Source organism: Streptomyces jeddahensis (assembly GCF_001642995.1).
GTDB lineage: Bacteria > Actinomycetota > Actinomycetes > Streptomycetales > Streptomycetaceae > Streptomyces > Streptomyces jeddahensis.
This window is the reverse complement of the sequence record NZ_LOHS01000079.1, coordinates 13893-34701: the sequence shown is the minus strand read 5'-3', so window position 1 is coordinate 34701 and position 20809 is coordinate 13893. Positions and strand designations below refer to the sequence as shown.

Below are 20809 nucleotides of genomic sequence, written 5' to 3'. Positions count from 1 at the left end.
CCACTGGTAAGGAGTTCGACATGATCGACATGATCAAGAAGGTTCAGCACGAGGTGACCGCCCCCGTCCGCCCCGCCGAGGTCTCCGTGGCCCTGGCCGTGGCGAACGAACTCCACGCGGCGGCGACGCCGCGGGTGGCTGAGACGTCCGAGATCCCCGCCCCGGGGACCCGCGCCCGGGAGGTGGCGGTCCCGCATCTGATGGGCCTCCGCACCACCGCCGCGCGCCCCCACCGCCGCAAGGTCCCGCTGCACCGGCTCACCCCCGCGATGTGCTGAGCCCCAGACCGGCGACGGCCGCCGTTGTGGGCAGGCGTTCCGCTGGGGGTCCCCCCAGGCCCTTAAGGCTCTGGGGGAGGAACGGGTGGGCACAACCCACGACGGCGGTGCGCTTGAAACGTACGGGCGCAGCCCAAGACGGCGCCCCGCGGCCCGGGAGGGGCGTGTCCGCCCCGCACGTCGTGCGACGCTTTACCTGTCCTGAGACGACCGTACTCCCGAGGAAGACACCGCATGAGCCCCGCCGAAGGCGAACCGCAGCGCATTCTGATCGTCGACGACGAGCCCGCCGTGCGGGAGGCCCTCCAGCGGAGCCTCGTCTTCGAGGGATACGACACCGAGGTCGCCGTCGACGGCGCGGACGCCCTGGAGAAGGCCACCGCGTACCGGCCCGACCTCGTCGTACTCGACATCCAGATGCCCCGCATGGACGGCCTCACCGCGGCCCGCCGCATGCGGGGCGCGGGCACGACTACGCCCATCCTGATGCTGACCGCCCGCGACACCGTCGGCGACCGCGTCACCGGCCTCGACGCGGGCGCCGACGACTACCTCGTCAAGCCGTTCGAACTGGACGAGCTGTTCGCCCGCATCCGGGCCCTGCTGCGCCGCAGCTCGTACGCCGCCACGGCGGTCGGCGCCCAGGAGGACGACGCCCTCACCTTCGCCGACCTGCGGATGGACCTCGCCACGCGCGAGGTCACCCGCGGCGGGCGGCCCGTGGAACTGACCCGCACCGAGTTCACGCTCCTCGAGATGTTCCTCGCGCACCCGCGCCAGGTCCTCACCCGCGAGCAGATCCTCAAGGCGGTCTGGGGCTTCGACTTCGAGCCCTCCTCGAACTCCCTCGACGTGTACGTCATGTACCTGCGCCGCAAGACAGAGGCCGGCGGCGAGCCGCGCCTCGTCCACACGGTGCGGGGCGTCGGGTACGTCCTGCGGTCGGGCGGCGCCGAGTGAACCGAGTGATCAAGCGATACCGATCCCTGCCCCTGCGCTCGCGGCTGGCCCTGCTGGTCGCCGCGGCGGTGGCGTTCGCGGTGGCGGCCGTTTCGGTGACCTGCTGGTTCATCGTGCACGGAAAGCTGTTCGCCGCGATCGACGGTGATCTGCGGGCGGCGAACTCCCCGGTTGGGGCCAGCACCATCACCCGGGTCCTGACCGACTGCGCCCAGAACACGTCCGATCAGAGCGATCTGGGTCCTCAGCCCAGCACCTACTACATGCAGGTGGTCAAGTCCGACGGCACCCTGTGCGTCTTCTCGTTCTCCGCGGGCACGGTGAAGGTCGTCGACGCCGACGAGGACGTGGCGAAGGGCACGACTCGTGGCATGGGGATGCGTCGCGACGGCGTCGACAGCGACGGCAACCCCGTGCGGGTGCTGACCCTGCCCCTGATCGCCGACAGCCGCACCGGGCCGGCCCTGGTCGAGGACCACGCTCTCCTGGTCGCCTTGCCCCTCAAGGACACCGAGAAGACGCTCAATGATCTCGCCCTCATCCTCCTCCTGGTCTCCGGCATCGGCGTCATCGGCGCGGGCGCGGCGGGACTGGCGGTGGCGCGGGCCGGACTGCGCCCGGTCGACACCCTCACCGAGGCCGTCGAGCACGTGGCCCGTACGGAGGACCTCACTATCCGTATCCCGGCCGAGGGCGACGACGAGATCGCCCGCCTGTCCCGCTCCTTCAACTCGATGACGTCCGCGCTGGCGTCCTCACGGGACCTGCAGCAGCAGCTGATCGCGGACGCGGGCCACGAGCTTCGTACGCCACTGACCTCCCTGCGTACCAACATCGAGCTGCTCGTCCGCAGCGAGGAGACCAAGCGCGCCATCCCGCCGGAGCACCGCAAGGCGCTGCTCGCGTCCGTGACGGCGCAGATGACGGAGCTGGCCGCGCTGATCGGCGACTTGCAGGAGCTGTCCCGTCCGGACTCGGGCCAGCACGGGGACAAGGCCGAGGTCGTCGCGATGCACGACATCGCCGAGACGGCCCTGGACCGCGCCCGTCTGCGCGGCCCGGAGCTGACGATCACGGCGGACCTCAAGCCGTGGTACGTGCGCGCCGAGCCGGCCGCCCTCGAGCGGGCCATCGTGAACATCCTGGACAACGCGGTGAAGTTCAGCCCGAACGGCGGCGCGATCGACGTCGGGCTCGACGGGGGCGTACTGACGGTGCGCGACCACGGTCCCGGCATCGCGGCCGACGAGCTCCCACACGTCTTCGACCGCTTCTGGCGCTCCCCGTCCGCCCGCGCACTCCCCGGCTCCGGCCTCGGCCTGTCCATCGTGGCCCGCACGGTGCAGCAGTCCGGCGGAGAGGTAACACTCAGCCCCGCGGAGGGCGGCGGCACGGTGGCAACGATGCGCCTACCGGGCGCACCAACCCCACCCCCGACGACCGATCTCACCCCGTCTGGCGTGTGAGAACGAATTCAGCCCGTCCGGCGTTTGAGGACGAGGCGGCGGAGCCGCCGATCACGGGGGCGGGGGCGGAGCCCCCAGTTTCGGGAAGGGGCGGGTTAGGGGAAAGAAACCCTGCTCACCCGCACCCGCAAGACCGCCGCACCACCAACCGCGACGGAAACAACTTCAACCGCTCCCGCCGCGACCCAGCCACCCGCAGACCGTCGTCCAGCACGAGATCCACCGCAGCCCGAGCCATCGCCGGCCGATCCGACGCCACCGTCGTAAGCGGCGGATCCGTCAACGCCGCCTCCTTGACGTCATCGAACCCGGCCACGGCCAACTCACCCGGCACGTCGATACGCAACTCACGCGCGGCCCGCAACACACCGATGGCCTGGTCATCCGTGGCGCACACGATGGCCGGCGGCCGATCGGGCCCGGCCAGCAGCCGCAGCGCGACCTCGTACGCGTCATAGCGGTTGTAGGGCGCCTGGAACAGGCGGCCCTCCGTCGACCGGCCCGCCTCCGCCATCGCGCGGCGCCAGCCCTCGACGTGGTCGGCGACCGGGTCGCCGACGGCCGGGGTCTCCTCGGTGATGCCGAGGCACGCGACGTACTCGTGTCCGTGCTCGAGCAGGTGGCGGGTCGCGAGCTGCGCCCCGCCGATGTCGTCCGTGACGACGGCGACGTCCTCTATGGCCTCGGGCCGCCGGTGCAGCAGCACCACGCGCGCGTCCCAGGCGTCGATCTCGGCGGCAGCGGTCTCGCTGGGGCCCTGGCTGACGAGGATCAGCCCGGAGACCCGCATGCCGAGGAAGGCACGCAGGTAGTGGACCTCGCGTTCGTCCAGGTAGTCGGAGTTGCCGACGAGCACCATCTTTCCGCGCTCGGCGGCGGCCTGTTCGACCGCGTGCGCCATCTCCCCGAAGAAGGGCTGGCGCGCGTCGGGCACGATCATGCCTATGAGGTCGGTGCGCCGCGAGGCCATCGCCTGCGCCACGCGGTCGGGCCGGTAGCCCAGCTCCTTGATCGCGGCGAGAACGCGCTCGCGCGTGGCCGGGGCGACCGGCCGGGGTCCGTTGTTGATGACGTAGCTCACGACGGCGGTGGACGTACCCGCCAGCCGTGCTACGTCATCCCTGGTTACCTTGGCCACGCGCGGAGTCTACGCGGATGGACCTACCTCTGGGCAGGGCGTACGGCTGCTTCTTCCGGCTCGGCCTCCAGAACGGGCGCCGTGTCGGCCACCTCGTCCTCCACCGGAGGCGTCGCGGCCTTGGCCGCGGCGTCGGCGCCGCGCTCGGCCTTCTCCGGAGTGACGAACCGGTAACCGACGTTCCGGACGGTTCCGATCAGCGACTCGTGCTCCGGGCCGAGCTTGGCCCGCAGCCGCCGCACGTGCACGTCGACCGTGCGCGTACCGCCGAAGTAGTCGTAGCCCCAGACCTCCTGCAGGAGCTGGGCACGTGTGAAGACGCGGCCCGGGTGCTGGGCCAGGTACTTCAGCAGCTCGAACTCCTTGAAGGTCAGGTCGAGGACCCGGCCCTTCAGCTTCGCGCTGTACGTCGCCTCGTCCACCGACAGGTCGCCGTTGCGGATCTCCATCGGGCTGTCGTCCGCGGTGATCTGCTGGCGGCCCATGGCCAGCCGCAGCCGCGCCTCGACCTCGGCCGGACCGGCGGTGTCGAGGAGGACGTCGTCGATGCCCCAGTCGGCGGTGACCGCCGCGAGGCCGCCTTCCGTCACGACGAGGATCAGCGGACAGCCCGGCCCGGTGGACCGCAGCAACTGGCACAGGCTCCGCACCTGCGGCAGGTCACGGCGGCCGTCGATGAGAATCACGTCGGCACCGGGGGTGTCGACGAGTGCGGGCCCTTCCGCCGGAGCCACCCGCACGTTGTGCAGAAGCAGGCCGAGGGCGGGCAGCACCTCCGTCGACGGCTGAAGGGCGTTCGTCAGGAGCAGCAGAGAACTCATCGCGCCCCACCTGCCTGGGTCGTCGTTACGTCGTGCACGGTCAGCTCGCCCATTACGTCGGTTCCCTCCTCGGTCCCTGCGAGGACGTTTACGCGCGGCACTGCTTCGTACGGTGCGGGTCCCCGCGTCCCTGGGAATCCGCTGCGCCTCCGTGTCGCCACGGGGCCGTGGCCTGGTCGTTCACGGCTTCGTACCCCGTCGTACACGGCTTCGTATACGGCACGTCTGAAAGCGCAAAAGGACCCGGGGGCGTCGCTGCCCGGATCCTCTGTCCAGCAGAATAGCCCACATGCGTTCCGTTACGGCAGGTCAAGTCACGCGATCTTCTGTGCACCCGGTCACGGGACGAACGCAGCGAAGACTGCTCCATACGGATGACGGGGTGGTCATCGACGCTCTTTACGAGCCGGGGTCGGGCGCGTTCCAGGAGCTCGCGATCGTGATCGCGCACGGTTTCACCGGTGATCTGGAGCGGCCCCATGTGCGGCGGGTCGCGGGCATCCTCGGCCGGCACGCGCCCGTCGTCACGTTCTCGTTCCGCGGCCACGGGGCGTCCGGCGGACACTCCACCGTCGGCGACCGGGAGGTGCTCGACCTGGCGGCCGCCGTGCGCTGGGCCCGCGAGCTGGGGCACACCCGCATCGCGACGGTGGGCTTCTCGATGGGCGGCTCGGTGGTGCTACGGCATGCGGCGCTCTCCGCGGACACCGACGCGCGTACGGACGCCGTGGTCGCCGTCAGCGCGCCGGCCCGCTGGTACTACCGGGGCACCGCCCCCATGCGGAGGCTGCACTGGCTGGTCACCCGGCCGGTCGGGCGTGCCGTCGGCCGGTTCGGGCTGCGTACGCGCATCCACCACCGCGACTGGGACCCGGTCCCGCTCTCACCGGTCGAGGCGGTCCCGCTGATCGCCCCGAAGCCGCTGCTGATCGTGCACGGCGACCGCGACGGGTACTTCCCGCTGGACCATCCGCGCTCCCTCGCGGAGGCCGCCGGCGGGGCGGCCGAGCTGTGGCTGGAGCCCGGCATGGGCCACGCGGAGCACGCCGCGGACGACGCGCTGCTGGCGCGCATCGGGGAGTGGGCGACGGGCGCGCTGCGGCCTTCCCACTCGGAGATCTCCGAGTGGGGCCAGGAGCACGGCACGGCGGTCTCGGCCTCCGAGTACGGCTCGTCATCGAGCAGCGAAAGCGGCAAGTCGTCCAGTAGCAGCTCCAGCTTCTCGAGCTCCTCCACCTCCAGCAGCGGTCTCTACCGCCTGGACGCCGACGACGTCAGCTGAACGTCACCCCCTGACGGGGCTGCAGGGCGGGCAGCTGTTGGGTGGTCTGTAGGCGGGGAGGGGGAGCGGCCGGTGGCAAGCAGACGCAGGAGCAGGCGCGAACTGCGTGTGCCGGCGGCCGGTTGCTCCCCTTCCCGGCGGCCCGTCCCTGCGTACGATGCCGTCGGCGGGACACGCCATCATGGACGGGGAGAGATCGACCAGTCCGACGAGGCTGACGAGAGAGGAGCCGCACATGGCAGCGGGGACCATCCGTTACTGGGCCGCCGCCAAGGCTGCGGCCGGCACCGCCGAGGAGCCGTACGATGCGGAGACGCTCGCCCAGGCGCTCGACGCCGCACGGCTGCGGCACCCCGGCGAGCTCGTCCGCGTCCTTCAGCGGTGCTCGTTCCTCGTCGACGGGGACCCCGTGGGCACCCGTGGGCATGAGACGGTACGGCTGGCCGAGGGCGGCACGGTCGAGGTGCTCCCGCCGTTCGCAGGAGGGTGACACCCGCAGTATGAGCAATCAGCCGTACGAGACGTACGAGCCGTATCCGCTGTCGCAGCCGTTGCCGCCGGAGGTGCCGGCGCCTGCGGCGCCGCCTTATGGCGCCCCCTCGTCGGGGGCGCCGTTGCACGCCGAGGTGCCCTCCGACGTGGGTCGTGCCCACCCGTCCCTCCCCCAGAGCCTTAAGGGCCTGGGGGGACCCCCAGCGGAACGCCTGCCCACGACGGAAACCGCCGCTCAACGTGCCCGGGCCGAAGGGCGGTCGCCGATCATCGAGCCCGGGGTGCAGCCCGCCGCGCTCACCGCCGTGCTCGGGCTGCTGCTCTCCGGGGCGGCGGCCGTCGGGCAGTACGCGCTGCTCGTGCCGCTCGTCGTGCTGCAGGCCGTGACCGCCGCCGGGTGGTTCCGGCTGAACGGGATGTGGCCCGCCCGGCAGGGCATCGCGCTCGCCTTCGCGGGCGCCCTCGTCGCCGACGCCGCCCTGCTGGTCGCCGGGCGCGGGAACGAACCGGCCGCGATCCTCGGCACGCTCAGCGTATGGGTGCTGCTCGCCCTCGTCCTGCAGCTGCGCAGCCATGCCGCGCCGGACGAGCGGATGTACGGGCTGATGGCGACCGTCGCCTCGGCGGCGCTGGCGATCGTCGCGGCCGGGCATCTGGCGGCCGAGCCGGACGCCGTCACGGTCGGCGGCCTCGCGGTGGCCGCCGCCGTGCTCGTGAACGCGGCCCTGCGGGCCCTTTCGCTGCCCTCCGTGGTCTCCGTCGTACTGGCGGCGGCGGCAGCCTCCGGCGCTGGAGTCGCCGTGGTCGGGATGGCGTCGCTGTCCGGCGGGGCCGACGGGACGCAGGGCGCGCTGCTGGGGCTCGGCGCGGGGGTGTGCGCGCTGATCGGGCATCGGGTGGCCGCCTACGACTACCCGTCGCGGTTCGTACACATGACCGCCGGGGTCGCCCTTCCGCTGGCCGCGGCCGCCCCGGCCGTGTACGTGCTGGGGCGGGGACTCGGCCTCGGCTGATCCCTGCCGGTCACCTTCATCGTCACAGTTGATCGACAAGCCGTCTGCGGGCCCCCGGACCGGGGGCGCGTCCGCGTTAGGCTCGGCGGAACCGGGGGCTCCCCGGTAGCGGACACGGCAAGTGACCGGGCTGTGGTCCGCTGTCGCCCAGGCAGGGGAACAGACCGAGCCATGCGCGCACTGCGAGTACTCGTCATCGTCGCCGTCATCCTCGGCGGCCTGTTCGTCCTCGCCGACCGGGTCGCGGTCGGCTTCGCCGAGAACGAGGCCGCGGACCGGCTGCGCGCCAGCGAGGGGCTGGACAGCACCCCCGACGTGTCCATCAACGGCTTCCCGTTCCTCACCCAGCTCGCGAGCGGCAAGCTCGACGACGTGGAGATCGGGATCAAGGACCTCGAGGCGTCCACCACGGGCAACGGCAACGGGAACGGCGACGACAGCGGCGCGGACAGCATCCGTATCGCCCAGCTGTCCGCCCATCTGCGCGGTGTCACCTTCTCCGGCGACTACAGCTCCGCGACCGCCGACACGGCGTCCGGCACCGCCCTCATCTCCTACGACGAGCTGCTCAAGGCCGCGCAGGTGCAGCCTGTCCAGGTCCTGCCGGGCCTCACCGCCAAGGTGACCCGCCTGTCCGACGGCGGCGACGGCAGGATCAAGCTCGACGTCGAGCTCACGGGCAGTCTGTTCGGCAATGAGATCAACGAGCAGGTGTCCGTGCTCAGCTCGGTCAAGGTCGACGGCGACACCGTGAAGGTGGACGCCATCACCCTGCCGGACCTGCCCTTCTCCATCGGCGAGGACGGCCTCCGCGAGATCACCGACTTCGGGCAGAGGATCGACGGGCTGCCCGACGGCATCAACCTGGACAAGGTGCGGGCGGCCCAGGACGGCGTCGAGATCTCCGTGACGGGTTCGGACGTGAAGCTCGCCGGGTAGCGAGGAAGGGCGCACGGCGAGTCAGCGGCCGGTGCAGCGGCCGCTACGGCACGTCGCACGCCCCGCATGCCCCGCGTGTCCGAAAGACGAGACGGACCCGTCCGAACAGCAGATGCGATGCCTTCAGCTCTGGCGCCGCGCCCGTACCGAAGCACCCGCGATCCCCCCACGGTTCCGGCATGCGGACGATCGCGTCTCACTATCCGACACGCCGGTGACATGTCCGCCCGTCCCTCCCTACGATCGGAACCATGAAGCGACAGGCGGATCTTACGAAGCGGCGGGCAGTAGACCTGTGCCGCGTCGCCGCCATGCTCTGTCGCAGCTTCTGAGCGGGAGCTCCGCATCCCGTATCCCGAGGCCCCTCGAAGCCTTCGCGTATCCGCGCCGCCGCTGTGCGCTGCCCGTCCGCGGGCCCGCCGGTCGCGCCTTACGCCCACCCGACGCACATCCCGCCGCAACTGCCCCGGAGGAGAAGAAGCATGAGCCGCAGCGACGTCCTGGTCGACGCCGACTGGGTCCAGGAGCACCTGGACGACCCGAAGGTCGTCATCGTCGAGGTCGACGAGGACACGTCCGCGTACGAGAAGAACCACATCAGGAACGCCATCCGGATCGACTGGAAGAAGGACCTGCAGGACCCGGTCCGTCGTGACTTCGTCGACCAGGAGGGCTTCGAGAAGCTGCTCTCCGAGCGCGGCATCGCCAACGATGACACCGTGATCCTCTACGGCGGCAACAACAACTGGTTCGCCTCCTACGCCTACTGGTACTTCAAGCTGTACGGCCACGAGAACGTCAAGCTCCTCGACGGCGGCCGCAAGAAGTGGGAGCTCGACTCCCGCGACCTGGTGGCCGAGGTCCCGACCCGCGCCAAGACCGAGTACAAGGCCAAGGCTCAGGACACCTCGATCCGCGCCTTCCGCGACGACGTGGTCGCCGCGATCGGCAACCAGAACCTGGTCGACGTGCGCTCGCCCGACGAGTTCAGCGGCAAGCTGCTCGCCCCGGCCCACCTGCCGCAGGAGCAGTCGCAGCGCCCCGGCCACGTGCCCAGCGCCCGCAACATCCCGTGGTCCAAGAACGCCAACGACGACGGCACCTTCAAGTCGGACGACGAGCTCAAGGAGCTCTACGCCGAGGAGAACGTCGACCTGGCCAAGGACACCATCGCCTACTGCCGCATCGGTGAGCGCTCCGCGCTGACCTGGTTTGTGCTGCACGAGCTGCTCGGCGTGGAGAACGTCAAGAACTACGACGGCTCCTGGACCGAGTACGGCTCCCTCGTCGGCGTGCCGATCGAGCTCGGCGCCAACAAGTAACCCCAGTCCCGGCCGTCCGGCCTACTTTCACTTCCATAGGAGAAACGCATGTGTGGAGCGCAGGTCGGCGGCCCCGACGCCTCGACGATCAAGCCCGGTGAGACCACCATCCAGGGTCAGGTGACCCGTAACGGCGAGCCCGTCACCGGTTACGTGCGCCTGCTGGACTCGACCGGCGAGTTCACCGCCGAGGTCCCGACCTCGGCGACCGGCCAGTTCCGGTTCTACGCGGCCGAGGGCACGTGGACCGTGCGCGCCCTGGTGCCGGGTGCGACCGCGGACCGTACGGTCGTCGCCCAGAAGGGCGGCCTCGCCGAGGTCGCGATCGCGGTCTGAGGCACCGAGCACCTGACGCACGACGCAGGTCGCTGAACGGCTGAAGGGCCGCACCCCAGGGGGTTGGACGCCACTGGACGGGGTGCGGCCCTTCGGTATGCCTGGACGGCCTGTATGTCCGGACTACGCTGGACTCATGTATGCCCGAAGGCGGCACCTGTACTTCGCCCTGATGGGCACGTGCCTGGCGCTGTTCGTCCTGGCCTGGGCAGTCGTACGGCTGTGGTCGATCCCCGTGGCGGTGGGGATGTGCATCGTCGCGATGATGATCCCGCCGGTCGCCGCGATGATCGCCAACCGCCGCGGCCCGGACGACCGCTGGTGGGACGACCCGTCCGGGGACCCTACGTCGGACGAGTGGTGGGACGAACTGGACGGGAAGAAGCGCAGCCGCTAGCCAGGACTGCGCCTCGTCCCGTCATCGCTCCCTCGACGAGCTTCGTTCAGTAGACGAGCGCCTGGGTGTCGTCCGCCATGGCCTCGCCCACGAACACCTGCGCCCCCGCGATCCGTACGCCCTTGATCACGTCCTTCTCCGTGATGTCCCGGCGCGCCGCGCACTGCGTGCAGAGGGTGACCCGGCCGGCGGCCAGGATCGAGTCGAGCAGATCGGGCAGCGGCGCGGCGTGCGGCAGCTCGAACTCCGCGGCCCGTCCCGGCAGCGCGAACCACGCCGACTCGCCGGTCAGCCACAGCGAGACCTCCACTCCGCTGGCGACGGCAACCGCCGCCACCGTGAAGGCCTGAGAGCACCGCTCGGGGGCATCGGTCCCTGCGGTCACCTTGATCACGAGCTTCTTCGCCATGGTCGAACTGTAGGCCGATCCGTAATCCAATGGCGCGCAACCCTCGGCGTTACTTATGAGTCTGCTGTGCCGTCAGATACGGAATTCTTGCTTCGACAGTCCCCGGGGGGACCTCTTGGAAGAAGATTCACGCAACGCTGCGGCTCCTGGGGCGGCTGCGCCGCGGCCACCCGGGATACCGGAACCGCCGGTGACTCAGCCTCCGGCAGATGTGAGGGACGCGGTGAGCACGGTGGACGCCCGCCCGCCGCGCCGGCGTGGCCGAACCGCGCTGCTCCTCGCCACCGCCGCCGTGCTCGGCCTCGTCGCCGGTATCGCCGTCGGCTACGGCGTACAGGCCGAGCGACCGCCCACGCCGCTGCCCGCACTCGCGCAGCCGGGACTTGCGTACCCCGCCAAGGCCTTGCCCGAGGGCAAGGAACCGGACCCGCTCTCCGACAAGGAGGACCGCGGCCGCAGGGCCGCGGGTGACCTGCGCAAGCTGCTGATCGCCAAGCCGGCGGGCGCACGGGAGGCGAATGCGTCCATCTTCGAGGGGGGAAGCCTGCCGGACGACGGCTGGCTGACTCCGGCCGACTACGCGTTCGAGTTCGTCAGCGAGGGCTCCATGTTCGAGGGCTTCGTGGAAGACGACATCCGCCGGATCGCGGCGGCGGACTGGGGGCGCGGACAGTACGGTCAGATCGCCGTGCGGCTGGCCCAGTTCCGCTCCGGGGCCGGTCTGGGCGCCGTCGACTTCGCGGAATCGCAGCTCGACTACATGCCCGGAGCGGAGCGCGGAGCGGGCAACGCGGGCCATCCCATCAAGGGCAGCGGCAACGGCCGCTACTTCGTCTATCCCGTGGAGAACAAGCCCGGCTATCTGCCGGTCTATAAAGCCCGCGCCCTTGGCTACCGGGGTGACGTCATGTTCGACATCCACATTTTCGACACGAAGCCGATCAGCAAGAAGGACATCCGGACGCTGGCCGAGCGGCAGCTGGAGCGCTTGTGAACGACGAGGACCCCACGACTCCGTGGCCCACCGGCGAGGCCGCACCCAGGCCCGCGCCCGCGACCGGTCCTGCGCCCTCAGCCGGTCCTGCCCCCGCTTTCGGTTCTGCGCCCTCAGCCGGTCCTGCGCCTGAACCTGGGCCGTCGCGTGCACGCCGCCTCGTCGGCACGGTGCTGCCCGCCGTCCTCGTCCTGGGTGCCCTCGTCGGCGGTCTCGGCTACACCAAGGTCACCGTGGACGACGCCGACCGCACCGCGCCCACCGTCCTCTGGGCGGACGACGACGCCTCCAAGCCCGGCAAGGACCCGGCGGGCGACGTGAGCCGTGGCCGGGCCGACACCGAGCTCACCCGGTTGCTGCTGCCCGTACCGGAGGCTTACCGCCTCGGGCCCGACATCGGCGAATACGGCAATGACGCCGAACTGAGCGGCAAGGAGGCGGTCGCCCTCATGAAGGCGTCCGGCCGGGGCCTGACGGGCAAGCAGCGCCGCGAATTCGGCAAGTACATCGACAAGCTGCGGCTCAAGGGCGTCGCGATGCGCTCGTACGCCTTCGACACCCATGTCCGCGTCGCCGAGGTGTCCATCGCGCAGATGGAGAACAAGAAGGCTGTGCGTGACATGTACAAGTTTCAGACGCGACTGTTCGACGCGGTCGGCGTCTTCCGCAAGGGTCCCTCGGTCAAGGGCTTCAAGAACGCCACGTGCCATCTGATGCCCGCCGACAAGGACACGGATCTCGACGCGATGAGCTGCGTCGCCTACGAAGGCGAGCTGTTCGTGTCCATGGAGGCCTACGGTTCCAAGCCCTTCTCCAAGGCCGAAGCCGTCGAGCTGCTGCGCGAGCAACTGGACCACATCGAGTCCCCGGGGGAGTACGTATGAGCCAGCCGACCACAGACCCTCAGCCATCCCCGGAGGTCCCAGGGGGCGACGGGGTCCCGGCGTACGCGGCGGCCTCTGTGGCTCCGGCGTACCCGGCGGCTCCGGCGCACCCCGCAGGGATCCCGGCCGGGGGCGCCATGCCGGTCGGGGCGGCATCGGCAGCCACCGCCGTCGCTCTGCCCCCCATGCCCCCGCTGCCGCCGGAGGCACTCGCGCCGGCGCAGTCCGCGCCGCCGAAGGACCGCCGCGTCCTGCGCGCCCTGGCCCGCTGGACCGCCGCCGTGCTGGTGTTCGGTGCTGTCGGCACTGGAACGGCGCTCGGCATCACCTCCCTCGAACGCACCGATGTGCCCGGCCTCGAGACCCGGCACGACGGCCGCTGGGACTATCCGGAGCTGTCGCTTCCGGCACTGCCCTCCGGCTCGCCGCGCCCCTTCACCGAGAGCAACGAAGCAGAGGTCCACCACGCGGACGTGCGCGAGCTGCTGCTTCCCGCGCCTGCCGGGGCCACGCCCGACAAGCGACTGGACGGCGGCTGGACGACCGTCGAGCAGTACGTCTCGGAGTACGACAAGGACCGGCGTAAGGACCTAGAGCAGGCGCTGGCCGACTCCGCGCTGCGGCACATCGCGGCGCGCGGCTGGACCATGCCCGACGGCACCGTCTCCCGGGTCTATCTGCTGCGCTTCACATCGGTCGCGTACGCGGACGCCTTCCTGGACTACGAACTGGAGGTGGGGGCGGTCCCCGGGGCGGCCCTCGCCGGGTCCCCGGAGAGCAAGCTCGATAAGGAGTGGGACACCTCGGACTCGTCTGGGACCGCGCAGTACTACGTCTACGCCGAGTCCAAGCCGTACGGCGCGAAGCAGGTCCGACAGGCCTACCTGGCCGCAGGCGACACCATCGCTCTCCTCCTCCACGAGAAGAAGGGCGGCACGGCCGGGATCCCGTTCCACCAGTCGGTGATCCTGCAGAGCCAGCTGCTCGGCTGAGCGTCGCCAATCGCGCCGCGAACCGCTTCTCGGACCGCGTCGCGGACCTCATGGAGTGGCCCGGGCCCCGGCCGACTAAGCTGGGGCCCGGCCCCTGTTCTCCCGTGCTCGGCCCCGCCGAGTGGGGGACCGCATCCACCGCTCACCCGAGGAGCACCCCGTGCTTGAGGTTTTCTTCGAAGCCCTGCTGGTTCTGGTCTGCGTCGGCGTTCTCGCGTTCGCCGGGCTGACCGTGAAGAAGCTGTACCAGGGTCAGCGCTGAGCCCCGTCACCCTCTTCCGGAAACGTTCTGAGCAACTCATGATCGAGATCCCGTCCGACCTCCACAAGGACCTCGTCCCCCTCGCCTTCCTCCTCGGCAACTGGGCGGGCGCCGGTGTCACCGACTTCCCCGGTGGCGACAAGGCCAACTTCGGCCAGGAAGTCACGTTCACCCATGACGGGCGGGACTTCCTCGCGTACCACTCGCACACCTGGGTCCTCGACACCGACGGCAACAAGGTCAGGCCGCTGGAGTCCGAGCACGGCTTCTGGCGTATCGACCAGGACCGCAAGATCGAGGTCGTGATGGTCCGCGACGACGGTGTCGTCGAGGTCTGGTACGGGGAGCTGGCCGACAAGAAGCCGCAGATCGACCTGGCCACGGACGCCGTCGCGCGCACCGCCGCCTCCGGCCCGTACAGCGGTGGCAAGCGGCTGTACGGGTATGTGAAGGGCGACCTGATGTGGGTCGGCGAGAAGCAGACCCCCGAGGTGCCGCTGCGGCCGTACATGTCGGCGCAGCTGAAGAAGGTCGTCACGCCCGAGGACGTCGAGCGCTGGGCCAAGGCCCTCCCCGACGACATGCCGGACGACGGGATCGCCTTCTTCAAGTAGTCCTGGGAAGCAGTCCTCGGAGGCCTGATTTCCCCGAGGCCGCCTAGACTTTCCGGTGTGGTGAGCACCGACTGGAAGAGCGATCTGCGGCAGCGCGGCTACCGGCTGACCCCGCAGCGGCAGCTTGTCCTGGAAGCCGTCGACACCCTCGAGCACGCGACCCCCGACGACATCCTCTCCGAAGTGCGGAAGACGGCGTCGGGGGTCAACATTTCCACGGTGTACCGGACCCTGGAGCTCCTGGAGGAGCTCGGCCTGGTCAGCCACGCCCACCTCGGGCACGGAGCGCCGACGTACCACCTGGCCGACCGCCACCACCACATCCATCTGGTGTGCCGCGACTGCACGAACGTCATCGAGGCCGATGTCGCGATCGCGGCCGAGTTCACCGCGAAGCTCCGGGACACCTTCGGTTTCGACACCGATATGAAGCACTTCGCGATCTTCGGGCGGTGCAGGGACTGCGGCTCGGCGGCCGGTACCGGGGCGGAGAGCCCGGCCGGGAAACCCGAGAAATAAAAAAGACGACCACCGGGTCGTAGTGTGAGTGGATATGCAGCAACTATCGAAGCGCAGCCCTCTGCTCTCCCTGCCCGGCGCCGTGCCCGCCGAGGGCATGGACGAAGGCGTAGCGGCCCACTACGGCGACCTGTTCCGTGAGCAGCGTGCCCTCGCTGACGGCACCGGCTTCGTCGACCTCTCGCACCGCGGCGTCGTCACGGTCAGCGGCGACGACCGGCTGAGCTGGCTGCACCTGCTGCTCACCCAGCACGTCAGCGAGCTCCCGGCGGGTCAGGCCACCGAGGCGCTGATCCTCTCCGCGCACGGCCACATCGAGCACGCGCTGTACCTCGTCGACGACGGCGAGACGGTCTGGGCGCACGTCGAACCCGGCACGCAGGACGCGCTCATCGCCTACCTGGAGTCCATGAAGTTCTTCTACCGCGTCGAAGTCGCCGACCGGACCGACGAGTTCGCGGTGGTCCATCTGCCGGCCGGTTCCATCGCCGAGGTGCCCGACGGCGTCGTCGTACGCGAGACCGCACACGGCCGCGACCTCTTCCTGCCGCGGGCCCAGCTGGAGTCGTACGCCGAGCGCAGCGGCCCGGCGGCCGGCATCCTCGCGTACGAGGCCCTGCGCGTCGAGGCCCACCGGCCGCGGCTCGGTTTCGAGACCGACCATCGCACCATCCCGCACGAGCTGGGCTGGATCGGCACCGCCGTCCACCTCCAGAAGGGCTGCTACCGGGGTCAGGAGACCGTCGCGCGGGTGCAGAACCTCGGCAAGCCGCCACGTCGGCTGGTCTTCCTGCACCTGGACGGCAGCGAGGTCCATCTGCCGCCGCACGGCGCCGACATCCGGCTCGCCGACGACGGCCCGGACGGCCGCAAGATCGGCTTCGTCACGACCTCCGTACGCCACCATGAGCTCGGCCCGATCGCGCTGGCGCTGGTGAAGCGCAACGTGCCGGTGGACGCGCGGCTCATCGCCGACACGACGGCGGCGGCTCAGGAAGTCGTCGTGGAGCCGTAGGCCGGGCGTCAGGTCTCCAGGAGCACCGTGAACGGGCCGTCGTTCGTCAGCGACACACGCATCTTCGCGCCGAACCGGCCCGTCGCCACGGTCGCGCCCAGCGAGCGCAGCTGGGCCACGACCTCGTCCACGAGCGGCTCGGCGACATCGCCGGGGGCTGCGGCGTTCCAGGTGGGGCGGCGGCCCTTGCGGGCGTCCCCGTAGAGCGTGAACTGGCTGATGACCAGCAGCGGGGCGTCGATGTCGCTGCACGACCGCTCGTCGGACAGCATGCGGATCGACCAGAGCTTGCGGGCGAGCTGGGCCGCCTTCTCCTTGGTGTCCTCGTGGGTGACCCCCACGAGGACGCACAGGCCCTCGCCGCTGATCTCGCCGACCGTCTCACCGTCCACGACGACGCTCGCGCCGTCCACCCTCTGCACCACTGCACGCATACGGACCATCATGCCGCGGCGTCGGCAGCGCCCCCCTTTCGGGTTGTCGTCCCAGGTCGGCCTGCCCTGTACCGGGCTGCCTCCGGTCCCGCCCGGCCGTTCTCGGGCCCGTCTTGGCATGCTCCCGAAGCGCCCATCCGGGGCGGATGGGGCGCACTCGTCCCCATGGCGGCCACCTGGGGTGGCACGATGCTCACACGCAGTGAGACGTGCGGGAGCACCGCACGCGCTCACCTCGCCGGTCGAGGGGACGGTAGAGACGCATGAGCACACCGAGCACCGGGCAGCCCGCCGCGCCCGTGCCACAGACCCGCACGAGCCCGCCCGCCGACCACGGGGGCTACGCGGGGCAGGTCCGCCATGAGGACGACGGGGGGACCGGCGGCGATACGGGCATCGCCCAGGCGCTCGCGGCGCTGGGCGGTGAAGGGGCGTTCCGGCCGCCCCTGCAGCGGAGCGGCAGCCCGTCCACTCCGGCGGTCGGCGGTGGCTGGTACCCGCAGCCCCCGCAGCCCGAGCCCCAGGGCTCGGCCGAGGACGAACCGACCATGCTGCGGCTGCCCGAGCTGCGTGCCCTGCGCCGCGACGCACAGCGGCACGAGGCCGATCTCAGCTATGTGCGGAGGCTGCTGCAGGGGCGGATCGACATCCTCCGAGCGGAGCTGGCGCGCCGTGGGGGAACGGCCCGTGGTGCGATGGCCGCCGGTACGGGCGCCGGTGCCGCTGGAACGGGTGCCGGTGCCGCTGGAACGGGCGCCGGTTCTGGTGGTTCTGGTGGTGCTGCTGGTTCTGGTTGTGGTGCGGGTACGGGCACCGGAGCTGGTGCTGGTACCGGTGTGCGTGCAGGCGGTGGCCCACTGGACGGTGTCGGCGACGCCGGGCTGCCGGGCCCGGCGGGCGCTCATGTGCCCGACCCGGTGGCCTCGTCCTCAATCGTCGACCGGCTCGCGGAGATCCTCACCGACCAGCCCGCCCGCAACCGGTCCTCCGCCCGGCATGTGACACTCGGCACGCCCTACAGCGAGGAGTACCGGCAGCTTGCCGCCGACATGCTCGCCGAGGTCGCGCTCTCGGACCTGGAAGCCCGCACGAACCTGGAACTGCACAGCGCCATGAGCCGCCTCGTGCAGTACGAGCAGGAGGTCTCCCGGCGCCGTCGGCAGTTCCAGCGCACGACCGACGAGTGCAGTGCCGAGATCGCCCGCAGGTACCGTGATGGCGAAGCACAAGTAGACGACCTGCTCGCGTGACGTGGGGCCGCCGGAGATCCCGGCGGCCCCGGCCGGGACGGGTCCGTTCAGCCCGGAAGGCCGTACCCCATGACCTCCTGTTCCGGCTCCCCCGCCGCCGGCACGTCGTCCGTGCCCGCCATACCCCCGGTCCTCGCCGACGTCGTGCGGACCGGCTTCGTCGAGGGCCACCACCGGGGCAGCCTCGTCCTGCTGGGGGCGGACGGGAGCGTGGAGCTGGCGCTGGGCGATGTGACGGCGCCCGTCTTCCCGCGCTCCTCGAACAAGCCGATGCAGGCCGCGGCCGTCCTGCGCGCCGGGCTCGACCTGTCGGGGGAGCGGCTGGCACTGGCCGCAGCGAGCCACTCCGGCGAGGAGTTCCACCGCGACCTCGTACACAAGATGCTGGCCGAGAACGGGCTGACGGCCGGGCAGCTGCAGTGCCCCGCCGATCTGCCGCTGGACGCGGCGGAGGCCGAGACGTATCTGGCAGCCGGCCTTGTCCGGGACCCGGTCACGATGAACTGCTCCGGCAAGCATGCGGCGATGCTGGCGGCGTGCGGGCTGAACGAGTGGTCCGCGGACACCTACCTGGACCCCGACCATCCGCTGCAGCGCCTCGTCCTGTCCGTGGTGGAGGAGGCGGCCGGGGAGTCCGTCGCCGCGGTCGGTACGGACGGGTGCGGGGCGCCGCTGATGGCGATCAGCCTCACGGGGCTGGCGCGCGCCTTCCGCCACTTCGTGCTCGCGCCCGAAGGGTCCGCCGAGCGGCGGGTGGCGGACGCGATGCGGGCCCACCCCGAGTACGTGGCCGGTACGCGCCGACCCGACACCTGGCTCATGCGCGAGGTGCCAGGCGTCCTGTCGAAGATGGGCGCCGAGGCCGTCCAGGCCGTCGCCCTGCCGGACGGCCGCGCACTGGCGTTCAAGATCGAGGACGGCGCGACGCGGGCACTGGGGCCGGTACTGGCACGCGCCCTGACCCTGGCGGGCCTGGACGCCCCGGTACTCGAGCGCATCGGCCACGCGCCGCTGTGGGGCGGGGGGCGCGAGGTGGGCGCGGTACGGGCGACGTTCTGACGCGCCCCGCCTGCGGGGGCGCGTCGGCGGGGCCGCCATCTGTGGGTGCGGATCCTGGACGTCGTACGGGCCCTGGAAGCCCGTACGTACGCGTCGTCGGCGAGCCTCGTGCTGGAGATCGCCGACGACGGCGGGTTCGCGGGCGGGCGCTATCGGCTGGATGCGACGCCCGACGGGGCCGGACATCTTCTGACTGCCGGCATTTCTGTTCACGTATGACCCGCACACCGTGGGGGCGTGGGTGTAGGTGGTGTGCGGGAGCTGAGGCGTGACCGGGCTCCCGGCTCCCCTCCGGAAGGGAGCCCAGCCAGCCGTACTGGGGCCCGGTCAGCCGGACTGGGCGAGCAGCATCACGAGGATCACGGCCCCGATGCTGCTGACCATGGTGTTCTTGGCCTTCAGGCCGATGGTCAGGGCGACGAAGGCGATGATGCCCATCGGCCCGTACTTCCACTGGATGAGCTGCTCAAATCCGATGGCGAGGGCGGCGACGACGATGGCGACGAGTGGCATGACGGTCCCTCCTTGGGGATGGGGAGGTGGACCCCCGCTAGGCCGTTGCCAACCCTGCGGAAGCTTGACCATGTTGCTCAAGTTGGTGACCAACTCACTCGTACTTATCTCCGCGGTGGCACGGCTCATAACCACCTTCTCGGTAACTCCCCAAAGATGGCGGGAAGTTGTAGTGTTTGGTTGTGAACCCGGAGCATGCCGCCGTCGACGGACGGAAGAGGTCAGAGGGGCCGTCACCTCGGTCGTACCGCGAGGTGGCCGACGAACTGCGCGCCCGGATCAGGGACGGGCGGCTGCGGCGGGGGCAGCGCATGCCCACGCAGGCCGAGCTGGCCGTCGAGTTCGGCGTGGAGCGCGGCACCGTGCGCCAGGCCCTGCGCATCCTGCAGTCCGAACAGCTGCTCACCAATGTGACGAAGGGCAGCCCGGCCACTGTCGCCGAGCACATAGAACACGCCTTCACCGGCCCGGAAGCGCCGCCGCAGCCGACCATGGTGGGGCTCGCCCCGCGGATTGCCGCCGCGTTCACGGCACCGCACGTGGAGATCGACGCCCTGTGCCTGACGGCCGTGTCGCTCACGCTCGCCATCGGCGAACCGCTCCGCAGGATCCACGAGGGCCGAATGAAACCAGCCAAGGTGGATGTGCGGGTGCTGCTGCCGAGCCGGGACATCGCGCTGGCCTTCCCCGCACCGGTGCACGCGGCCGCCGACAGCCGGCTGCACCGCCGGTGGCTGGCCCAGCGCAACGCCCAGGGTCAGGTGCTGCGGCACAACCTCATGGCGCTGCGGTCGACGCACGGCATCGACGTCAGCGTCTCGTTCCGGGCGCTGCCCTTCACCCCGCCGGTGAAGCTGTACCTGCTGAACAACACCGAAGCGCTGTTCGCGTACTACACGCTCACCCTGCGGGGCGTGGAGATCGACCACGAGTACCTGGAGACGTACGACGCGCAGGGGACCCAGTCCATGCTCTTCCCTTTCGAGCAGGGGGCGGGGCTGCGGGACACGACGTTCGTGGAGCAGTCCCATGTGTGGTTCAACTCGCTATGGAACACGATCAGTTCTGATCTGGTCCTGACGGCCTGAGCCGCGCTCACGGTGCCGTGCTGAGCCCGGCTCGGGCGTCTGTGCCTCAGAGGGCGGGATGGGCGACCATCAGGGCGAGGACGACGGCCCCGATGGAGCTGCAGACGGGGTTCCTGGCCTTGACGCCGATGGTCAGAAGCAGCAGTCCGACGATGCCCATCGGGCCGTACTTCCACTGGACGAGCTGCTCGAAGCCGATGATGAAGACGGCGGAGACGAAAGCGATGACGGGCACGGTGGTTCCTCCTTCGGGGTGGGAGGAGCGGGATGGCTGCTAACTTCCGCCAGGCTGACCAAGTTGGCAACCAACTACACTGAAGTTATCCCCAGTT

The 20809-nt window shown here is 70.6% G+C and carries 25 protein-coding genes and 2 pseudogenes; 21 read left to right on the top strand and 6 right to left on the bottom strand.

What is annotated here, in order from left to right; all coding sequences use genetic code 11:
- Positions 1 to 20: 20 nt before the first annotated feature.
- From STSP_RS16410 to STSP_RS16400, 3 genes are all read left to right on the top strand, one after another.
- On the top strand, positions 21 to 278 hold the full coding sequence (locus tag STSP_RS16410; protein ID WP_332835375.1) for a hypothetical protein: 258 nt from the start codon (positions 21 to 23) through the stop codon (positions 276 to 278).
- A 234-nt stretch (positions 279 to 512) separates the two neighbouring features.
- On the top strand, positions 513 to 1238 hold the full coding sequence (locus tag STSP_RS16405; RefSeq protein ID WP_067278102.1) for a response regulator transcription factor: 726 nt from the start codon (positions 513 to 515) through the stop codon (positions 1236 to 1238).
- The gene (locus STSP_RS16400) at positions 1235 to 2704 is read left to right on the top strand and encodes a sensor histidine kinase (RefSeq protein WP_067278101.1); all 1470 of its coding nucleotides are present in this window, start codon (positions 1235 to 1237) and stop codon (positions 2702 to 2704) included. Before STSP_RS16405 ends, STSP_RS16400 begins: the two co-directional genes overlap by 4 nt.
- A 115-nt stretch (positions 2705 to 2819) precedes the next feature.
- On the opposite strand, the gene STSP_RS16395 is transcribed toward STSP_RS16400, so the two are convergent.
- A complete protein-coding gene (locus STSP_RS16395) occupies positions 2820 to 3842 on the bottom strand; it encodes a LacI family DNA-binding transcriptional regulator (protein WP_067278098.1) in 1023 nt (340 codons plus the stop codon).
- A 23-nt stretch (positions 3843 to 3865) separates the two neighbouring features.
- A complete protein-coding gene (locus tag STSP_RS16390) occupies positions 3866 to 4663 on the bottom strand; it encodes a response regulator transcription factor (protein ID WP_067278097.1) in 798 nt (265 codons plus the stop codon).
- A gap of 289 nt (positions 4664 to 4952) precedes the next feature.
- Here STSP_RS16390 and STSP_RS16385 point away from each other — a divergent pair.
- The 8 genes and pseudogenes from STSP_RS16385 to STSP_RS16355 all read left to right on the top strand — a co-directional run.
- Positions 4953 to 5750 (top strand): annotated as a pseudogene (locus tag STSP_RS16385) (alpha/beta hydrolase); the annotation flags it as partial.
- A 430-nt stretch (positions 5751 to 6180) separates the two neighbouring features.
- Complete coding sequence (locus STSP_RS16380) at positions 6181 to 6435, top strand: MoaD/ThiS family protein (protein WP_067278095.1); 255 nt, start codon at positions 6181 to 6183, stop codon at positions 6433 to 6435.
- Positions 6371 to 7450, top strand: a complete 1080-nt coding sequence (locus tag STSP_RS16375; RefSeq protein WP_067278093.1) for a hypothetical protein — start codon at positions 6371 to 6373, stop codon at positions 7448 to 7450. The genes STSP_RS16380 and STSP_RS16375 overlap by 65 nt, the downstream gene beginning before the upstream one ends.
- Positions 7451 to 7621: 171 nt before the next feature.
- A complete protein-coding gene (locus STSP_RS16370; RefSeq protein WP_067278090.1) occupies positions 7622 to 8389 on the top strand; it encodes an LmeA family phospholipid-binding protein in 768 nt (255 codons plus the stop codon).
- Positions 8390 to 8640: 251 nt separating this feature from the next.
- The gene (locus tag STSP_RS41215; RefSeq protein WP_351515640.1) at positions 8641 to 8721 is read left to right on the top strand and encodes a putative leader peptide; all 81 of its coding nucleotides are present in this window, start codon (positions 8641 to 8643) and stop codon (positions 8719 to 8721) included.
- 150 nt (positions 8722 to 8871) lie between these two features.
- Entirely contained in the window at positions 8872 to 9711 is an 840-nt protein-coding gene (locus STSP_RS16365) for a sulfurtransferase (protein ID WP_067278087.1), read from the top strand.
- A gap of 48 nt (positions 9712 to 9759) precedes the next feature.
- A complete protein-coding gene (locus STSP_RS16360; RefSeq protein WP_067278085.1) occupies positions 9760 to 10047 on the top strand; it encodes a DUF1416 domain-containing protein in 288 nt (95 codons plus the stop codon).
- A 136-nt stretch (positions 10048 to 10183) separates the two neighbouring features.
- On the top strand, positions 10184 to 10444 hold the full coding sequence (locus STSP_RS16355; protein ID WP_067278083.1) for a DUF3099 domain-containing protein: 261 nt from the start codon (positions 10184 to 10186) through the stop codon (positions 10442 to 10444).
- Positions 10445 to 10490: 46 nt separating this feature from the next.
- Here the strand turns inward: STSP_RS16355 and STSP_RS16350 are convergent, their stop codons facing one another.
- The gene (locus STSP_RS16350) at positions 10491 to 10853 is read right to left on the bottom strand and encodes a DsrE family protein (RefSeq protein WP_067278080.1); all 363 of its coding nucleotides are present in this window, start codon (positions 10851 to 10853) and stop codon (positions 10491 to 10493) included.
- Between the two features lie 223 nt (positions 10854 to 11076).
- Here STSP_RS16350 and STSP_RS16345 point away from each other — a divergent pair, with 223 nt between their 5' ends.
- From STSP_RS16345 to ygfZ, 6 genes are all read left to right on the top strand, one after another.
- Positions 11077 to 11847, top strand: a complete 771-nt coding sequence (locus tag STSP_RS16345; RefSeq protein ID WP_232789667.1) for a hypothetical protein — start codon at positions 11077 to 11079, stop codon at positions 11845 to 11847.
- 170 nt (positions 11848 to 12017) lie between these two features.
- On the top strand, positions 12018 to 12731 hold the full coding sequence (locus STSP_RS16340) for a hypothetical protein (RefSeq protein WP_232789666.1): 714 nt from the start codon (positions 12018 to 12020) through the stop codon (positions 12729 to 12731).
- 137 nt (positions 12732 to 12868) lie between these two features.
- A complete protein-coding gene (locus STSP_RS16335; RefSeq protein ID WP_067278073.1) occupies positions 12869 to 13723 on the top strand; it encodes a hypothetical protein in 855 nt (284 codons plus the stop codon).
- A 300-nt stretch (positions 13724 to 14023) separates the two neighbouring features.
- Positions 14024 to 14599 (top strand): FABP family protein, encoded by a 576-nt coding sequence (locus tag STSP_RS16330; protein WP_067278070.1) that lies wholly within the window; start codon positions 14024 to 14026, stop codon positions 14597 to 14599.
- Positions 14600 to 14656: 57 nt separating this feature from the next.
- A complete protein-coding gene (locus tag STSP_RS16325) occupies positions 14657 to 15118 on the top strand; it encodes a Fur family transcriptional regulator (RefSeq protein WP_067278068.1) in 462 nt (153 codons plus the stop codon).
- Between the two features lie 34 nt (positions 15119 to 15152).
- The gene (gene ygfZ, locus STSP_RS16320) at positions 15153 to 16133 is read left to right on the top strand and encodes a CAF17-like 4Fe-4S cluster assembly/insertion protein YgfZ (protein ID WP_067278066.1); all 981 of its coding nucleotides are present in this window, start codon (positions 15153 to 15155) and stop codon (positions 16131 to 16133) included.
- A gap of 8 nt (positions 16134 to 16141) precedes the next feature.
- On the opposite strand, the gene dtd is transcribed toward ygfZ, so the two are convergent.
- The gene (dtd, locus tag STSP_RS16315) at positions 16142 to 16567 is read right to left on the bottom strand and encodes a D-aminoacyl-tRNA deacylase (RefSeq protein WP_067278063.1); all 426 of its coding nucleotides are present in this window, start codon (positions 16565 to 16567) and stop codon (positions 16142 to 16144) included.
- Positions 16568 to 16830: 263 nt separating this feature from the next.
- Between dtd and STSP_RS16310 the strand changes: the two genes are divergently transcribed.
- The 3 genes and pseudogenes from STSP_RS16310 to STSP_RS37145 form a co-directional block, all read left to right on the top strand.
- Positions 16831 to 17817: an RsiG family protein gene (locus tag STSP_RS16310; protein WP_408646304.1), complete on the top strand. Its 987-nt coding sequence runs from the start codon at positions 16831 to 16833 to the stop codon at positions 17815 to 17817.
- Positions 17818 to 17886: 69 nt separating this feature from the next.
- Positions 17887 to 18876, top strand: a complete 990-nt coding sequence (locus tag STSP_RS16305; RefSeq protein WP_067278061.1) for an asparaginase — start codon at positions 17887 to 17889, stop codon at positions 18874 to 18876.
- Between the two features lie 39 nt (positions 18877 to 18915).
- A pseudogene (locus tag STSP_RS37145) lies at positions 18916 to 19056 on the top strand (GNAT family N-acetyltransferase); the annotation flags it as partial.
- A 147-nt stretch (positions 19057 to 19203) separates the two neighbouring features.
- Here the strand turns inward: STSP_RS37145 and STSP_RS16300 are convergent.
- Complete coding sequence (locus STSP_RS16300) at positions 19204 to 19389, bottom strand: hypothetical protein (RefSeq protein ID WP_067278059.1); 186 nt, start codon at positions 19387 to 19389, stop codon at positions 19204 to 19206.
- A gap of 182 nt (positions 19390 to 19571) precedes the next feature.
- Between STSP_RS16300 and STSP_RS16295 the strand changes: the two genes are divergently transcribed.
- Positions 19572 to 20477, top strand: coding sequence for a winged helix-turn-helix domain-containing protein (locus STSP_RS16295; protein WP_078067233.1), 906 nt, complete (start codon positions 19572 to 19574; stop codon positions 20475 to 20477).
- A gap of 46 nt (positions 20478 to 20523) precedes the next feature.
- Here the strand turns inward: STSP_RS16295 and STSP_RS16290 are convergent, their stop codons facing one another.
- Positions 20524 to 20712 (bottom strand): hypothetical protein, encoded by a 189-nt coding sequence (locus tag STSP_RS16290; protein ID WP_067278055.1) that lies wholly within the window; start codon positions 20710 to 20712, stop codon positions 20524 to 20526.
- Positions 20713 to 20809: the final 97 nt, after the last annotated feature.

Coding starts and splice junctions, on each gene's coding strand:
- STSP_RS16410 (WP_332835375.1), top strand. CDS start 21: ATGATCGACATGATCAAGAAGGTTCAGCACGAGGTGACCGCCCCCGTC.
- STSP_RS16405 (WP_067278102.1), top strand. CDS start 513: ATGAGCCCCGCCGAAGGCGAACCGCAGCGCATTCTGATCGTCGACGAC.
- STSP_RS16390 (WP_067278097.1), bottom strand. CDS start 4,663: ATGAGTTCTCTGCTGCTCCTGACGAACGCCCTTCAGCCGTCGACGGAG.
- STSP_RS16380 (WP_067278095.1), top strand. CDS start 6,181: ATGGCAGCGGGGACCATCCGTTACTGGGCCGCCGCCAAGGCTGCGGCC.
- STSP_RS16375 (WP_067278093.1), top strand. CDS start 6,371: ATGAGACGGTACGGCTGGCCGAGGGCGGCACGGTCGAGGTGCTCCCGC.
- STSP_RS16370 (WP_067278090.1), top strand. CDS start 7,622: ATGCGCGCACTGCGAGTACTCGTCATCGTCGCCGTCATCCTCGGCGGC.
- STSP_RS41215 (WP_351515640.1), top strand. CDS start 8,641: ATGAAGCGACAGGCGGATCTTACGAAGCGGCGGGCAGTAGACCTGTGC.
- STSP_RS16365 (WP_067278087.1), top strand. CDS start 8,872: ATGAGCCGCAGCGACGTCCTGGTCGACGCCGACTGGGTCCAGGAGCAC.
- STSP_RS16360 (WP_067278085.1), top strand. CDS start 9,760: ATGTGTGGAGCGCAGGTCGGCGGCCCCGACGCCTCGACGATCAAGCCC.
- STSP_RS16355 (WP_067278083.1), top strand. CDS start 10,184: ATGTATGCCCGAAGGCGGCACCTGTACTTCGCCCTGATGGGCACGTGC.
- STSP_RS16350 (WP_067278080.1), bottom strand. CDS start 10,853: ATGGCGAAGAAGCTCGTGATCAAGGTGACCGCAGGGACCGATGCCCCC.
- STSP_RS16335 (WP_067278073.1), top strand. CDS start 12,869: ATGCCGGTCGGGGCGGCATCGGCAGCCACCGCCGTCGCTCTGCCCCCC.
- STSP_RS16330 (WP_067278070.1), top strand. CDS start 14,024: ATGATCGAGATCCCGTCCGACCTCCACAAGGACCTCGTCCCCCTCGCC.
- ygfZ (WP_067278066.1), top strand. CDS start 15,153: ATGCAGCAACTATCGAAGCGCAGCCCTCTGCTCTCCCTGCCCGGCGCC.
- dtd (WP_067278063.1), bottom strand. CDS start 16,567: ATGCGTGCAGTGGTGCAGAGGGTGGACGGCGCGAGCGTCGTCGTGGAC.
- STSP_RS16310 (WP_408646304.1), top strand. CDS start 16,831: ATGAGCACACCGAGCACCGGGCAGCCCGCCGCGCCCGTGCCACAGACC.
- STSP_RS16305 (WP_067278061.1), top strand. CDS start 17,887: ATGACCTCCTGTTCCGGCTCCCCCGCCGCCGGCACGTCGTCCGTGCCC.
- STSP_RS16300 (WP_067278059.1), bottom strand. CDS start 19,389: ATGCCACTCGTCGCCATCGTCGTCGCCGCCCTCGCCATCGGATTTGAG.